This is a genomic window from Synechocystis sp. FACHB-383 (assembly GCF_014698605.1).
Lineage (GTDB): Bacteria > Cyanobacteriota > Cyanobacteriia > Cyanobacteriales > Microcystaceae > Synechocystis > Synechocystis salina.
Genome location: NZ_JACJTJ010000032.1, coordinates 36,550 through 52,746, shown reverse-complemented (window position 1 = coordinate 52,746; position 16,197 = coordinate 36,550). Strand labels below are relative to the sequence as shown.

14 protein-coding genes are annotated in these 16,197 nt (G+C 49.2%); 12 read left to right on the top strand and 2 right to left on the bottom strand.

Annotation, left to right across the window (positions count from 1 at the left end):
* Window positions 1-69: 69 nt before the first annotated feature.
* The 11 genes from H6G45_RS09415 (at window position 70) to H6G45_RS09365 (ending at window position 11,348) form a co-directional block, all read left to right on the top strand.
* The gene (locus H6G45_RS09415) at window positions 70-441 is read left to right on the top strand and encodes a VOC family protein (protein ID WP_190598196.1); all 372 of its coding nucleotides are present in this window, start codon (window positions 70-72) and stop codon (window positions 439-441) included.
* 126 nt (window positions 442-567) lie between these two features.
* Complete coding sequence (gene cofH, locus H6G45_RS09410) at window positions 568-1,725, top strand: 7,8-didemethyl-8-hydroxy-5-deazariboflavin synthase subunit CofH (RefSeq protein ID WP_190598195.1); 1,158 nt, start codon at window positions 568-570, stop codon at window positions 1,723-1,725.
* Window positions 1,726-1,861: 136 nt separating this feature from the next.
* Window positions 1,862-2,446 carry an HD domain-containing protein gene (locus H6G45_RS09405; RefSeq protein WP_190598194.1) on the top strand — a complete coding sequence of 195 codons (585 nt, stop codon included), beginning with the start codon at window positions 1,862-1,864 and terminating at the stop codon, window positions 2,444-2,446.
* Window positions 2,447-2,479: 33 nt separating this feature from the next.
* Entirely contained in the window at window positions 2,480-2,860 is a 381-nt protein-coding gene (locus H6G45_RS09400; RefSeq protein ID WP_190598193.1) for a cupin domain-containing protein, read from the top strand.
* Between the two features lie 279 nt (window positions 2,861-3,139).
* A complete protein-coding gene (locus H6G45_RS09395) occupies window positions 3,140-4,099 on the top strand; it encodes a sugar transferase (RefSeq protein WP_190598192.1) in 960 nt (319 codons plus the stop codon).
* 48 nt (window positions 4,100-4,147) lie between these two features.
* The gene (locus H6G45_RS09390; RefSeq protein WP_190598191.1) at window positions 4,148-5,080 is read left to right on the top strand and encodes a sulfotransferase; all 933 of its coding nucleotides are present in this window, start codon (window positions 4,148-4,150) and stop codon (window positions 5,078-5,080) included.
* Window positions 5,077-6,057, top strand: coding sequence for a glycosyltransferase family 4 protein (locus H6G45_RS09385; protein WP_190598190.1), 981 nt, complete (start codon window positions 5,077-5,079; stop codon window positions 6,055-6,057). Before H6G45_RS09390 ends, H6G45_RS09385 begins: the two co-directional genes overlap by 4 nt.
* Window positions 6,058-6,089: 32 nt before the next feature.
* Window positions 6,090-7,454, top strand: a complete 1,365-nt coding sequence (locus H6G45_RS09380) for a lipopolysaccharide biosynthesis protein (RefSeq protein ID WP_190598189.1) — start codon at window positions 6,090-6,092, stop codon at window positions 7,452-7,454.
* The gene (locus H6G45_RS09375; protein ID WP_190598188.1) at window positions 7,455-8,522 is read left to right on the top strand and encodes a polysaccharide biosynthesis/export family protein; all 1,068 of its coding nucleotides are present in this window, start codon (window positions 7,455-7,457) and stop codon (window positions 8,520-8,522) included.
* A gap of 31 nt (window positions 8,523-8,553) precedes the next feature.
* Entirely contained in the window at window positions 8,554-10,080 is a 1,527-nt protein-coding gene (locus tag H6G45_RS09370; RefSeq protein WP_199309668.1) for a hypothetical protein, read from the top strand.
* The gene (locus H6G45_RS09365; protein ID WP_190598187.1) at window positions 10,077-11,348 is read left to right on the top strand and encodes an O-antigen ligase domain-containing protein; all 1,272 of its coding nucleotides are present in this window, start codon (window positions 10,077-10,079) and stop codon (window positions 11,346-11,348) included. The genes H6G45_RS09370 and H6G45_RS09365 overlap by 4 nt, the downstream gene beginning before the upstream one ends.
* Before the next feature lie 15 nt (window positions 11,349-11,363).
* On the opposite strand, the gene H6G45_RS09360 is transcribed toward H6G45_RS09365, so the two are convergent.
* Together H6G45_RS09360 and H6G45_RS09355 are read right to left on the bottom strand one after the other, a co-directional pair.
* Window positions 11,364-13,730, bottom strand: a complete 2,367-nt coding sequence (locus tag H6G45_RS09360) for an NACHT domain-containing protein (RefSeq protein WP_190598186.1) — start codon at window positions 13,728-13,730, stop codon at window positions 11,364-11,366.
* Between the two features lie 96 nt (window positions 13,731-13,826).
* Window positions 13,827-14,759, bottom strand: coding sequence for a response regulator (locus H6G45_RS09355; RefSeq protein ID WP_194019958.1), 933 nt, complete (start codon window positions 14,757-14,759; stop codon window positions 13,827-13,829).
* A gap of 383 nt (window positions 14,760-15,142) precedes the next feature.
* Between H6G45_RS09355 and H6G45_RS09350 the strand changes: the two genes are divergently transcribed.
* On the top strand, window positions 15,143-16,183 hold the full coding sequence (locus tag H6G45_RS09350; protein WP_190598184.1) for a glycosyltransferase family 2 protein: 1,041 nt from the start codon (window positions 15,143-15,145) through the stop codon (window positions 16,181-16,183).
* Window positions 16,184-16,197 lie beyond the last annotated feature (14 nt).

Sequence of the window (16,197 nt, the reverse complement as noted above, 5' to 3'; positions counted from 1 at the left end):
CTTATTTTTGTGGCGGGAATCCGGTCAAAATTAACCAGAGTCGTAAAGTTACCGATGGGGGACGGAGCCATGGTTTTCTACAAAAAAGCGTTTCTTACCATCGGCGCGGTTCACTTTGCTGAGGTGGTGGCCTTTTACCAATCCCTCCTGGAGCAGGAGCCCCTTCCCTACTCCCCGGGACGTTATGCCCAATTTCAGTTACCGGGCATGGTTTTAGCTATTTTCTCTCCCCATCCAGACCATGCCTGGGAATTTTCTGCCCCTGAACGGAGTGGCTTGAGCCTCTGTTTGGAAATAGCAGATCTAGCAACGGCGATCGCCAAGATTGCTCAGTTCTATGCCCCCATCAAGGAACAAACTATTATCTATGCCAGCCATGGGCGGGAAATTTATCTCTATGACCCAGCGGGAAATCGCATTATTCTTCACGAAAGTTGCTAGATCTTATTCGCCAGTTAGCTCGCAATGGACTCTAACCGGGCGATCGCCAATTTGAAAAAAGGCATCGGGCAAAACTGAGGTTACACTGTGGAGGACTGCCCAATTTTCCTCCCCTGACCCAGGCCAATGGTTCTATCTACCGTTAACCTTACCCTGATTGAAGAACTTGCCGCCCAAGCCCTGGCCCTGGAAGACCTGACTCCCCAACAGGGTTTGCAACTCCTACAATGTAACGACCCCCAAAGTTGGGAATTAATCAAACAATATGGCGATCGCCTACGGCAGAAATTAGTGGGGGAAACGGTCACCTATGTGGTCAATCGCAACATTAACTTCACCAATATTTGCGAGCAACATTGTAATTTTTGCGCCTTTCGTCGGGATGACGGGCAAGCGGGGGCCTACTGGTTAAATGACTCGGAAATTTTCAACAAAACTAAGGACGCAGTGGCCCAGGGAGCAACGGAAATTTGCCTCCAGGGGGGGTTAAATCCCCAGGCAAAAATTAACGGTTCCAGCTTGGCCTATTACGTCAACTTGGTGGAAACCATCAAGGGACAATTTCCCCAACTCCATCTCCACGGTTTTTCTCCCCAGGAAATTCAATTTATTGCCCGCCAGGATGATTTGACCTATGGAGAAGTGCTGATGGCCCTCAAATCCGCTGGGCTGGATTCCTTACCCGGTACGGCGGCAGAGGTATTGGTGGACCGGGTACGGCGTATTATTTGCCCCGAAAAAATCGACAGTCAAACTTGGTTGGAGATCATTGGCTTAGCCCATCGCCACGGTTTACCCACCACCAGTACCCTCATGGCTGGCCACATTGAAACCCCAGAGGAGATTATTACCCACCTCAATCGCCTGCGACAAAGACAACAAACCAGTTTGGCCCGAGGTTATGCCGCCAGTATTACTGAATTTATCCTCCTGCCCTTTGTGGGGGAAAAAGCGCCCCCTAGCCTGAGGAAAAGGGTCGGTAGAGACCAGCCAGATTTAAATCAAGCCCTGCAAATTATGGCGATCGCCCGGTTGTATCTAGGAAAATGGATCGGCAATCACCAACCAAGCTGGGTCAAACTAGGGCTAACGGGGGCCACCACCGCCTTGGCATGGGGCTGTAACGATTTGGGGGGCACTTTGATGGAAGAACACATCACCACCATGGCCGGGGCCAAAGGGGGCACTTGCCTGACCGCAGCCCAACTGCAAAATGCCATCATAGCCATGGGCCGTCCCCATCAACAGCGCACTACCCTCTACAAGCATCTCAAGGCGAATTAAAATAAAATTGACCTAAAATAATTCTTTAAGCGTTTAAGCAGGTAATCAGTTGAAGCTCTGATTCCGTTTTTCCTTTGCTTGAGTTAGCCACAGCGGATCTTTACTCGGATTAGCAAGATTGACATTAGTAATTTCTATGAATCTATCAAATCCTACTGCCCTCACTGCCCGCTTTGGTGATGCTCTGGTATTGGCTAACCAATTACATGCTGAACAATACCGTAAGGGTTCCCGGGTGCCCTACGTCAGTCATTTGTTGGGGGTGACGGCCCTGGTGTTGGAAATGGGGGGCAATGAAGATGAGGCGATCGCCGCCTTACTCCATGATGCGGTGGAAGACCAAGGAGGCATGGAAACTTTAGCTATGATCGAAAATAAATTTGGCCAAACGGTGGCGACCCTAATCAGGGCTTGTTCCGACAGTACGAGCGTGCCCAAACCTCCCTGGGAACAACGCAAACAAGAACATTTAGCAAAAATGCGTCAGGTTTCCCTCGCGGTGCTGAAAATTTCTTTGGCAGATACCCTCCACAATGCCCGCACCATCGCCATTGATTTACGTCGCCATGGGGATGAAATTTGGCAAAAGTTCAATCGGGGTAAATCCGGTATTCTTTGGTATTATCAATCCCTCTGGAGCATTTACCAAGACCGTAACCCCAATGCCTGGTCCAATGAGTTGATTGATATCATCGATGGGTGGCGCTATGGCAAGTTGTGATAATTTTTAGCAGAAGTAATAAGGATTGCAAAAATGGCTAAATCAACCATCACTTACTGGAACCCATTAACTTCAAACAATCAAAACGAGTGGCATCCCATCAAAGGTCTTGAAGGCATGGCCGAAGAACTAACCCTTAGTATTGATTGCGAATCGGGGGAATATACCCGTTTAACCCGCTTCTTTCCCCGGGCCGACACAACGCCATTAGGAAGTAAAAGTCATGAATATCCTGAAGAGATCTTTATCGTGAGCGGTCGCCTATATGATTGTGCTTTTCAGATGTGGTTAGAAACTGGCCATTACGCAAGCAGACCCCCCGGCGAAATTCATGGGCCCTTTAAAACGGAGGAAGGGTGTGTGGTTCTTGAAGTGTCCTTCCCAAATAAAATCAGTAATCCACCAAATACTTAGCAAAAAGTGTATTTGGGTCAATTTTACGGCAAATTCCGAATTAACCTGATGCAAATAAAACAGTTGTAACGCCCATTCTGTAGAGTTTTTACTGTGCCCCCCTGATACCGCCACCGCTGTATTGGGGTGGAATTGCCATCGAAGCAAAGAAGTTAGACAACGATCGCCAAAGTTAGACATGGCCGTAAACAGGAACGTAGATCTGCCCCTGGGATAGTAGGGATAGGTCAACGGAGCCCCCTCCCAGACCGATGCCTCCTTCACCCCCTGGTAATCATTATGGCTAGCGCTGTTCAACTAATTGAAATGCCCGCTCTGTTTGGTCAAGCAGAAGTAGTTGCTCTCCATGATCAGTTAAGAAATTGGCTCCATCAAGAAATTAACGTAGAAGCCCAACTGCAACGAGTAATTTTTGATTTTGCTAAAACCCAGGGGTTGGATAGCAGTGCCATCATTTATCTACGACGGTTAGGGCGTTGGGCCCAGGCCCGGGGCATTGAAATTATGGGTTGGAGCGTGGGGCCAAAAGTACAGACCCTTTTCCAGCAGGCTGGCATTGACGAATATTTAACCCTGCCAGCGGTCACCAACCAAGTGATTGCCCCAGAAGAAAAATTAGCGCTGGAAGTCCACCCCTCAGTCCAGTCCAAGGCAAAACGGTTTATGGATATGGTAGGGGCAGTTATGGGTTTGGGAATCACCGCTCTGTTATTTGTTCCCATGGCGATCGCCATTAAGTTAGATAGTCCTGGCCCGGTGCTTTATTCTCAACTGCGCTGTGGCTATCGGGGTAAACAATTTCGGATTTGGAAATTCCGTTCCATGGTGGTCAATGCCGACGACCTGAAACAGAAAGTAGAAAACCAAATTGAAGGAGCATTTTTCAAAAACGAAAATGACCCCCGCATCACCAAATTGGGTCACTTTCTACGCAAAACCAGCCTGGATGAGTTTCCCCAATTTTTCAATATCCTATTGGGAGAAATGAGTTTGGTGGGTACCCGCCCCCCCACATTGGATGAAGTGGACCAGTACGAAATCCACCACGGTGAACGGCTGGAAGTCAAACCTGGCTTAACGGGGGAATGGCAGGTCAATGGTCGCTCCTCCATCAGTAATTTTGAAGAAGTGGTAGCCCTGGATTTGCAGTACCAACAAAAGTGGAGCATTTGGCATGACTTCAAGCTCCTGGTGAAAACCATCACCGTAGTATTTTCTAAACATAGCGGTGCTTGCTAGGTTGCCATTTTCCATCATTGCCCATCCTCACTAAGTTTCCCCTTCCCCATGGCTACTACCCTTTCGCCCCATCTCTCCACCACTGCCCAAGTCAACCGGTTGCCCAACTTCTTCATTGTTGGCGCGGCCAAAGCTGGCACCACCGCCCTGCACCATTACCTCCAACAACATCCCGCCATCTATATGACCCCAGGCAAAGAAACTAACTTTTTTGCCTACGAAGGACAGCAGTTAAATTTTCGTGGTCCAGGGGATGAGGCTGTGGCGGATTTTTCCATCACTAATCTGGCTGATTACCAAGCCCAATTTCAAGGAGTAACTACCGAAACGGCGATCGGGGAAGCCTGTCCTTTATACCTTTACGATCGCCAGGTAGCCCAGAAAATCCAGCACCATTGCCCCACCGCAAAAATTATTATTATTCTGCGGGAGCCAGTGGCCCGGGCCTATGCCAACTATCTCCATTTAGTGAGAGATGGCCGGGAAACAACCTTGGATTTTGCCCAGGCCCTAGCCCAGGAACCGGAGCGGACGGAAGCGAACTGGGAATGGTTTTGGCACTATCAACAGGCCGGCTACTACGCCGAGCAGGTGCGGCGATACTACGACCTTTTCCCTGCCAACCAAATTCGAGTTTACCTCTACGAAGACTTGCGGCGCGACGCCCAAGGGTTAATGAAAGATATTTTTACTTTCCTAGGAGTTGATGCCCAATTCCTGCCGGATTTCAGTGAACGGCCCAATAAATCAGGAATGCCAAAAAATCCCTGGCTCCATGGCCTGTTGACCAAACCCAATGTCCTCAAAACCCTTGTCAAGCCCCTATTACCGCAAAAACTACGGCAGTCCATCCAGCATAGTAATTTGATTACGCCCCCCCTCGATCCGGTGCTGAAGCAACAATTGCAAACCCAGTACCGAGAAGATATTCTGGCCTGTCAAGCGCTGATCAAGCGAGACCTAACCTCCTGGCTACCATGAAAACTATCTGGCATTTAATTGGCGATCGCCGGCCGGGAGGCTCAAACCACCTGGTCCGTAATCTGTTGAATTCTTCCCTGGGAGAGAGTTTTGCTAGCCAAACCCTGACCCTGGAGCAAGGGCTAAAGCGAGTCAAGGGGGAGTTACCAGACGCTATCATTTTCCATTACGCCAGTGCTTGGAAATATTTACCTGCCCTGTGGCGACTGCAGACCATGGCACCGGTATATATTTGTGAGCATCACTACTGTGCTGGCTTTGAACAGCATCAAGTTAAATCTCTCCAGCGCTTCCGGCTTTTACTTAAAACTGCCTACGGATTGGCTGATGGGGTGATCAGTGTTTCCCAAGCCCAAAAACAATGGCTAATCGGCCATAAATTAGTGCATCCAGCCAAGGTAAAGGTTATTCGCCCGGCCTCTCCCCTGGCCAACTTTTTGGCTTTGCCCCTGAAACCCCCCAGCTCGATCTTAACCCTGGGGGTCTATGGACGGTTTGCGCCCCAAAAAGGCTTCGATCTCTTGTTAAAGGAGATCGCCAATGTGCCCCCGGATCTCCCAATCAGAATCAAATTGGGGGGCTACGGTGAGGATGAAGCCTTGATTAGGCAATTAACTGCTGCCCTGCCTGCAGTGCAATTGGTGGGGCCAGTGGAAGATGTACCAACTTTTTTGGCCGATTGTGACGGGGTAATTATTCCCTCCCGTTGGGAACCTTGGGGCTTGGTGGCGTTGGAAGCCAAAGCGGCCGGAAAAGGTATCATCGCCACCGCCGTGGATGGACTGTCGGAACAGGTAGAGGGGTTTGGTCTGCTTTGTCCCCCAGAAGATCTGGAAATGTTGACCAAGGCGATCGCCAAGGTAAGTCCAAAACAGTTACAACAATGGGGCCAGGAAGGAAGGATAGCCGTGACCAATGCTTGGGAAAAATGTGTACAGGAATGGCATGACTATCTGACGGCGGCCATAGAGCCATAGATTAGGGCAATGGGAGCTAGCTAACTAGCGGAATGTCGTTGGCAATCTCTTACAATGAAGCCTTTACAGTCAAATCAATCCGGTGTCCAGGGACGGTTAGGGGAGAAGAAACCCGGGTGAAGGAATTAATCGCCAAGCTTAAAGCCAAATTTAGCCACAAAGACGGTACTTTTGTGCGGAACCTCGGTTGGCTGGGGGGATCGGGGGCGATTATTCGGGTTTCTCGGTTGATTGCAACGGTTATCCTAGCCCGGTTTTTGACCAAGGAAGATTACGGCCTAGCGGCGTTGGTGTTAACCACCAATGAGTTTGTGCGAGTTTTTACCCGTAACGGGGTGGTCATTCGCCTGATCCAAACTGAAGCAGAGCGGCTGGAAGAGTTGGCCGAATCGGCCTACTGGCTCAATTGGCTGATGTTTATTGGGTTATTTATGGTGCAATGTTTAGTGGCGTTCCCCATTGCTGCTTTTTACGACAATCAACGCCTAATTTTGCCCATCTGTGCCATGGCAGTGAACCTGCTCACCATTCCCCTGGGCATTATCCAAGCGGCCCTAATTCAGCGCGAAGGACGGTTTAAAATTATTGCCCTGGCGGAGTTAAGCCAAATTTCCAGCGACAATATCCTCTCCGCCATCTTTGCCCTGTTGGGGTTTGGTCTCTGGGCGATTATTTTGCCTAAAATTTTAGTAGCCCCCATTTGGGTTTACTTTATGCGCCGCTACCATCCTTGGCGACCCTCCAAAGGATTTCACCGTCATCACTGGGGGGATTTAATTGGCTTTGGCAAATCGGTGTTGGGGGTGGAACTGTTGAATACTCTGCGTAGTAATTTGGATTACCTAATCATTGGCCGCTTTTTGAGCGTGGAGGCTTTGGGGGTTTACTATTTTGCGTTTAATGCTGGTCTAGGTATTAGTTTGGGCATTATCACTTCCATTAAAGCGGCTCTGCTCCCCCATCTGTGCGACGTGCGGGATAACTTGGCCCAGTTCCGGGCCCGCTATTGGCAGAGTCAAAAAACCATTGCCATGGTGATTATTCCCTTTGTGCTTCTGCAAGCCAGTTTGGCTCCTTTTTATGTGCCCCTCGTTTTTGGCGATCGGTGGGCTGGAGCCATTCCTATTTTGATGTTAATTTGTCTATCGGCCATTCCTCGACCCTTTGCCGATGCTGCTTCCCAATTATTGCTAGCGGTGGATAAGCCCCAATGGGACCTTTGGTGGAATTTAATTTTTACTACCCTTTTTGCTGGTTGTTTAATGTGGGGAGTGCAAGGGGGCAATGTGGGGGTGGCGATCGCCGTTTTGGCCAGTCATTGGCTCTGTTTACCTCTATTTTCGCTTTGGGCCTCCCGCACAGTATTTCGACGTTTGGCTTTGGCCGGGGAAGTATAAATGATGGGGCGTTGGTTGCTTACTTTGGGATTACTTGCACTGGGTTGGCAACAAGGGGTCTGGGCCCTGCCCTTTTCCCCAGGCGATCGCCTAGAAGTTTCCATTCCCAACGAAAAATATTTTGCCGGCGTTTATGTGGTCAACCAGGCCGGGGCGATCGAAGTGCCTTTTTTGGGTCCTGTGGCCGTGGGGGGTCTAGAAAGTGCCGCGGTGGAGAAAAAACTCCATCAATTGCTAACCAATCAGGGTTATTTTCCCCCGGATAAACTCCAGCTATCAGTGCAGGTGCTGCAATGGGCGCCGGTACAGGTAACGGTGGCAGGGGACGTATTCCAGCCAGGGCGGGTACTAATTGAAAATCCTGGAGAACCCAGCAACGAAATTACAGTGCCCCCAGAAAGTCAGTCGGTGACGGGGGATTATCCCTTTTGGCGCTACGGCATTAACGCACTCCGGGCCGTGGGGGGCGTTTTACCCACAGCGGATGTGGCCAATATTGTGGTGCAACGGGGAGAGGAAGAAATTCCCCTAGATCTGTCGGGAGTATTCACTGGGGATGCGGTGGCCGATATTCCCCTCATGGCTGGCGATCGCCTAGTGGTGCCCAGCGCTGGCCAGGTGCAACCGGCCTTGGCCCGTCCCTCCCAAATCACTCCCCCTGGTATTAAGGTATTTATTTCCAACCTCACCGTACCCGCCAATAGTAATGCCACCTCGGCAGTGGGGAACCAACAAGAAGGCATCACCTTTCCCTATGGGGCCCGCTTTAGTCAAGCAGTGGTGGCGGCCAACTGTGTGGGAGGTACTGTCAATGTCAACGCCGATCGCCGGGCTATTTTGGTGCGGGTGGATACGGCCAGTGGAGCAACCCTGGTCACCGAAAAACCGGTGGAAGAATTGGTGCGTAATTCCCACAGCAACACAGACAATCCCCTGCTCATGCCAAGGGACGCCATTGCTTGTTACGATTCCGGTATGACCAACACTAGGGATATTTTCCGCTCCATCACTGATTTCCTCAGTCCCCTAGACCCCTTTTTGATTTTCCGTAATCTTTTCTTCCGTTAGGGGTTTTAACTACACCGTTAGGTTAATCGCTATGGCCACCACTTCCTCCTCCCCAACTAAGGACCGGTTTCCCAACGGTAATGAATCTGAAGCCCTTAACTCCCCCGAAGATGGTGCCATGGACAATGTTGAAGTAGGGGAAATGGATGGAGAAGAGGACATCGCAACAATTAAACCAAGATTAAGCTTGCCTTTGGGGCGCATTGCTAAATATTTAACTTTGGCAGTGGGGGCCAATACATTACTGTGGGCGGGAACGTTAAGTTACCTGAAGCACACCGCTCCCACCTACACCAGTGAATTAGTGGTGCATGTCGCTGGTAATGCCCTGGGGGTAAACCTCAACCTCCCCGACGTGGGCCAGGCAGCCACTTCCACCACCTCCGCCTTTGGCAGTTCTTCCGACCCAAGGGAAAATTACAAATTACTAGCCCTGGGGGATACGGTGATTCAAGAAGCGGCGGCCAGTGTGAGCATAGAAGTTAAAGAATTTGGTGATCCGAAAATTGTCCTCATTCCCAACACCACCACCATCCGCATTTCCCAATCGGGACCAAGTCCCAAAATTGCCCAACGCAAAGCCCTTAGCCTGTACCAAACCCTAGAAAGACGGCTTAATACCCTCAGGCAAATTGAACAAGAAAAACGGGATGGGGCTATTACTTCTGCCCTGGAGGATTCCCAAAACAAACTTACCCAGGCCCAAGCCCAGTTATCAAACTATAAAGCCCAGTCTGGCTTGAGTTCTTCCCAACAGGTGACTAATTTGATCAGCACCATCGAGACTCTCCGCAAACAACGGGCGGAAAAGGTGGCCCAAAGCCAACAAATTGGCGATCGCCTACAAAGTTTGACCTTAGCGGTGCAGTTAGCGCCGGAACAGGCTCCCACGGTGTTGGCCCTGCAAACAGACCAATATTTTCAGAAAAGCTTGCAGGAATATACCACCACCAGCACAGAGTTAAATGCTCTGTTGGAGGAGCGGGGCCCCAACTATCCCGATGTAGTGCAACTCAAACAAAAGCAAGGGGCAGCCCTGGCCACAGTACTAGAACGGGGCAAAGCTCTGTTGGGTAAGGCCATTACCCTGGAGGAGATTGAACGGTTAAATTTGGACAATAGTAACGAGTCCGGTGTGAAGCGGGGGGAACTCTTTCAACAACTAATTACCCTCCAGGCTGAGTATGAGGGCATTAGGGCGGAGGTGGATGCGTTAACCCAACAGGTGAGCGAGTTAGAAGCTCGGCTGAAAATTATGGTGCAAAAGGAATCAGTGCTGGAAAACTATCTCCGTAAAGTGCAAATAGCAGAGGCCATTTTTACTTCCACCCTGGCCAAGGCCGATTTGGGCAAAAGTGACCCCTTTGGTTCCTTTCCCCTCATGCAATTGGTGGAACCTCCCACCTTGCCCGATGCCCCCTCCGCTCCCAAAACTAAGCTGGTTCTGGCCGGGGCGGCGATCGGCTCTGTTCTGGTTACCTTCGGCCTGACATTACTGTGGTGGCGCAACACAATTTTAGTAGTACTGACCAAAATTTCTCGCCAAATCCTCGCGTGAACGATCCCATCAAGCCCGAAAATTTTCCCGAACGGCTGGTTTGGTACAGCATGGTCTATATCTATGGCTTTTACCTCCTGGGGGCCATCTACATTGTCGGGTCGGTGTTGGGGGTAATTCTGGGACTATACGTAGGGCTGAAATGGTGGTTGCAAACGGAAGCCACCCCGGAAGCGGAAAAAATTAAAATCCATTGGCTAATCTGGGTTTGGATCATTGGCATGGCCATGATGCAGGTGGCCCTGATAATTGGGCATTTGGATTTTGACCTGCCCACAAGCACCATTATTAAGTCCTCCATTGGCTGGCTCAAGGGATGGGCGGCCCTAGCCTTGTATCCCCTGGCGGGCTGTTTACCCATTCGGCCCCGACTGATTTACCGAGCCGTTTGTGTGATCTGTTTGCAAACCCTGCTCATTTCTCCCCTACTAATCATTGCGCCCCTACTCCATTTCCCCGAAATTCTCTATGTTTCTCCCCTCAAAGCGGTGGGAGGCCCAGGCACAACTTTTTTTGATGTTTCTTTTTACGAAGTGGATTTTGACGGTTCCATTCGCCAACGATTGTTTACCCCCTGGGGGCCGGCGTTGGGCTTTGTGGCTAATATCTATTTTGTGCTCGCTCTCAAGGAGAAAAATAAAAAATGGCGTTGGTTTGGCATTATCGGTTCTCTCTACCTGGCCCAAATTTGTAAGTCCCGCTTGGCGATCGTTTCCCTGATTTTGACCCCCATTTTCACCTTTTGCCTGGCCCGTCTCAGTCGCCCCTTTACCCTCATGGTGTTGGGCATAGGGAGTACCATTACCGGCATCATGGCGCCCTGGTTATTCAACTTATTAGATACCGTAATGCGAAAATTCACCGAGGCCCGGTCGGAATCTAGCCGAGTCCGCACCACCTTGAAGCAAATTGCCGGTTATCGCTGGGAAACGGAAGCACCCATTTGGGGCCATGGCATTGTGGAATCGGGACCCCACGTGGTGGAATATATGCCCATTGGCTCCCACCATACTTGGTATGGTTTGTTATTTGTCAAGGGCATTGTTGGTTTCTATGCTTTGGCCATTCCCATGGTTCTTAGTCTTTTTTTGTTGCTAATTAAGGCTCAACGCTATGCAGTGGCGGAGGCGGGATTGGCAGTATTATTTATTCTTTTTCTCTACACCTTTGGGGAAAATTTAGAAATCCTCGCCTATCTTTATTGGCCTGGTCTAATTATCATGGGACTGGGTTTTTATGCTTCTGGTGATCGCCCGGATTATCAATGAGTCAATGTCAACTAGCTAAGGTAAGTTGCTAGAAATTGATGGTGCATAAGTCAAGAGATTATTTTCCAGTTCTGCCTGCACAGCGGGGCTAACGTAACAACCACTGTGGAGACATTTATGGAAAAAAACTAGCCCATGGTAGTATTGCCGCAAAAGATTACTTTGGCTGGGGCTTAGTTCAGCTACACAACCAAGCTGATGATGTTGACACACGATGGTTTTCATCCCCCGGTACCAATCTGGCCCCTGCATCCGCCACCATTGCAACAAGGATGATTTCTCTTCCATGGGGGAAGGTAGTTGCTCTTTGCAAATTTGTAACGCTTTCGTCAAGGCAGGAGTGAGGGAAAATTTTCTTTCAATATCAAGGGCAAAACCAAGGTTCAAATACTGTTCAAAAGTAGGATTTTGGGCGAGGGACTGGGCTAAGGAGAGAATGCGGATCAATTGTAAATCTAGGGAAATTTCCTGGTGGGGATTTTCGCTCAAACTCCGGTCTAGACGGGTAGCTAAATTAAGTCCAAAATCGTAGAGAATGCCCAAATAAAAAGCCCTAATGGCCACTGGTTTATGGTTAGTTTGGAGCAATTTACTTTTGGTATCTAAATATTTTATTACAGCAATTAAACCATCATCACTGGCTACTAGGCGATCGATCTCGAATTTCAGTTGCAGTAAAAAATCATCCGCTAGGGGAACAAGGGAAATGGCCAGAGCAATAACTTCCTGCCAATGGGGATCGGTGAGCCGTTGGGCAGTAATTTCTGGGTCATTAACGACGGAATCTGCAATGGCTAATTTTTTGCAAAAAACCCACTGTTGAGCCGTTAGGTATTCCTGAAAAATGACATGGGAAAAGCAATACACTGCCTTGGCTTGCTCCACCAAAAGCCCATGTTGCACTTGAATAGCTCGTAGGACATTTTCGCTTTTGAGCCACAGCAAATCTCCACTAATGGGGGCGCTGGCAATGCTAGCTAAATATTGTTGAATAATTAATAAAACTTGATCTTTTTCAAAATAAAAATAACCCTGCGCAAACATGCGGGCAGCTATTTCTGATAATAGTTTTAACTTTTGGAGCAGAGTTAACTCGTTATAGCCGTAGTCTGTTTGAAATGCCTGGGAGCGGGAACCCCGGTTAAGCAGAACGTTTAGCCCTTCTTTATACAGTTTGGCGGGTTTACTGGGCAGTTGGGCCCTTTCTTGGAAAGCACAGCAAATTAACTCTAGTAAGAGGGGCGTTTTGGCTAGTTCGAGGACAAAGCGATTTTCTGGTCGTCGAAGATGGGCTAATAACTGGTCGCTTTTGCTAATTTTACCATTGTCTTCAGGGACACCGGACTGGTTAAACCAATTGTCAATATAGGATCTAATTTGTTGCTCATTGGCATTGGCAACTTCCAGGTATGTAAAACCAGTAAAAAAATAATTTTGAGCAGCAATGCGGGAAGTAATTAAGATATTATTGTTCGGAAAAGATTGCACAAACTCCTGGATTTTTTGCAGAAATTTTTCACTGGTTTTGCGGGGAATTTCATCCAATGCGTCCAACAGTAACCAGAATTTGCCCTGTTGCAGTAACTCAGTTTGTAGCTCCGGAGTAATCTCTTCGATCGCCAATAGGGTTTGGAGGTAATCTGCCACACTCCAATCTGGTTCATGCTGTTGGTAGCGTTCAATGTCCCGCAGGGGGATGAAAACGGGGATATGATCGGGCTGAATTTGGCTGTTGTAACACTGTAGAGCTAGGTACTTCAACAAGGTAGTTTTGCCGGAGCCGGGCCGGCCCAAAATGACCAAATGTCCATGGTGGTCGATGGCCTCCTGAATGGATAAACCGATGGGCTGGGGCTGGGTCACACCTTGGAGTAAAGACCCTTGTAAATCGTCCACCTCCAACCATTGTTGGTGGCTAAGGTGGGGCAACAAACTCAGATCGGTGTAAATGTCGTCTAAGGCAAACTGCTGAGTCAAATTAAAAGAAGATTGCACCCTGCTGTACTGTTTACAGAACTGGTGCCTCAACTTAGCTTTGACTGCTAAATAAGTTTCCTCCAAGCTTGGTGGGGGCTGGGACTCGGTGGCTTCCATAACCGGGCGATCGCCTTCCTCGGTGACAACGCCATCATTCCCAATGTCAGGGTCGTCGTCCCCCTGGGGAAGGTCCGCAATTTCTTCCCAATCCAAGCCCAACTGGAAGCATAGTTCCATAAAAATGTAACGCTCCACTGGCCGCCCGCTGAGAAACTTCCAGACCGAATTACGGGTGGAAAGTCCGGCTTCAGTGGCCAAATAGGCTTGGGTCCAGCCCCGCCTGGTCATGGCCTGCTTTGCCCTGGCCTGACCGCTAGACGAAGACTTGAGGGAGCGTTTGCTCATGAATTTTTCCACAACAACAGTTAGCAAACAAAAACGCCATTACCCCACCACTATCAACTCGGCTGCAGGGGGGAGGGGGCGGTCGGCTATCCTTTATTATCCATCGATTTCCTGGAGTAGGAATCCCAGAAGATGGGAAAGATTTTCTATTTGTTGGGGAATTTCTACTTCTGCAAGATCAAGATCCGATCGCCATTGGATAATCACTCGTCCTAGGGGCTGACCCCGCCAAGCAACGGGCTGGACCGCCGTGGGAAATAGGGCCATGGAAGGCAACTTGGTTGACCAATGGTTCTTTGCCGGGGGAGTCACACCGGCTTTAAACACAATGCCTCCATCTATTTGCAGGGAAACTAAGGCGGCAAAGTCATCATTAATGGCGGTGAAATCAATCCCCATAGACTCCACTTCCGGATCGATAACCACGAAGGGAATGGCATCGGCGATCGATGTCACCAGCACAATGCGCAATCCGTTGAAAAGTTTTAATGCCCCTGTGAGCATGGTGTTGAGGTAATTTTGGTTAGGACTAGTCTGGGCCAAAGACCGCCAATTTTCTTGCCAGAAACTATCCCAGCTCCTACGGGAAACCAACTCCTTTTGGGTTGCTTCTACTTCGTTGAACAAGGATTTGACATTAATTAGTTGATGAATGCGACGACGGAAAGAAGACCAATGGATCGGCTTATTGATGTAGTCCGTTGCTCCGGCCGTAAAGGCTTTATCAATGGATTCTTGATCATCCAAAAAAGTGATCATTAAAATGGGTACTTTATCCCCTCCAGGCAGAAGACGGATTTGCTCGCAACAGGTGAAACCGTCCATACCGGGCATAATCGCATCCAACAGTACAATGTCCGGCTGTAACTGGATAAATTTATCGAGGCACTCCTGACCGTTAGTGGCTTCCGCCAGCCCATAATTATCTTCTTTAAGGGCCATCAACAGTAGCGATCGGGTGACTCTATCGTCTTCAACCACAAGAACCTTAAAAGTGCGTTGCCCACCAGCCAGATCATCAGACAACATTATTGTGAATAAACCCTAAATTAACGAGAGATGATTGGGACCACTGCTTGCCTAAAGAAAAAATCCCACTATTGCCTGATTTTTCGGGAAAATAAAGCCCCACAGACCGCCAAAAATAGTTTCCGTGCTTGAGGAGGAGTGGTTTTGTCTTCGTTTCCTGCACGGGTTCGGCCCGGTAAACGGTGAGATAGGCTTGACGTACAGACTTTATTCTAACTATTTTGGGCAGGGCATTTCACCCCATTGGGTTAGACGTTTGGAACCGATTAATCAGAAGTTAGACAAATTTGCCCTGAAGTTAAACATTGGCGTCAACAGAAACGTAGATCCTCGTCCTCCATCATGGGAGTTATGGAAAACGTTTCGCCCCGAGGATGCCTACGATGAAACTGGTCTCTGTGATTATTCCCCTCCACAACACCGAAGCCTACATTGCCGATACAATTCGTTCTGTGCTGGCCCAAACCTATACCAATTTTGAACTCATAGTTGTGGATGATGAATCCAGCGATCAGAGTGCGGCGATCGTCCGTCAGTTCAAGGACCAACGGATTAAACTAATTCATCAGAAAAATCGGGGACTAGCGGGGTCGCGCAACACGGGAATTCGCCATGCCCAAGGGGAATATCTCGCTTTTTTAGATGCGGATGACCTCTGGTTACCAGAAAAATTGGCCAGCCACGTTGAACATCTAGACCAAAATCCCCACATTGGGGTAAGTTTTAGCCGTTCTTCCTTCATTGATGGTCAAGGTCAACCCTTGGGAATCCATCAAATGCCCAAGTTAAAAAACATTGATGCCGGCCATCTCCTCTGCCGTAATCCCGTGGGCAACGGTTCCGCTCCAGTGATCCGTCGCCAGGTATTGGATGATATTGGTTTTTTGGACGATCGCCATGGTTTTCCCGAGTTCTGTTACTTTGACGAAGCGTTCCGGTTGCGGTCAGAAGACATTGAGTGTTGGATTCGCATTGCTATCGTGACCAACTGGGTAATTGAAGGCATTCCCGCTGCGTTGACTCTCTACCGTGTCAATAATCAAGGACTGTCGGCGGATGTGGAGTTGCAATTCCAGTCCTGGCTCCAGGTAATGGAAAAAACTGCCCAGTACGCACCAGCATTGGTGGCCCGATGGGGCAAACCGGCCAAGGCTTATCAACTGCGTTACCTGGCTCGGCGGGCAGTGCGTTTCCAAGACACAGACCATGCTCTGAATTTATTAGGCCAGGCCCTCAGCACCCATTGGCAAATTATTCTGGTGGAACCCCGTCGCACCGGCCTGACCATTGCCGCTGCCTGTTTGCTCAAAATCTGTCCCCCTACTTTTTATCAATCCATCGAGGCGATCGCCATTAAAGTTACCGGAGCTCTGCAGGCCAGAAAAATTGAACGGGAAGCCAACGCTTCGTCCCAACTGGCCTAGGGAATTTACTAGGA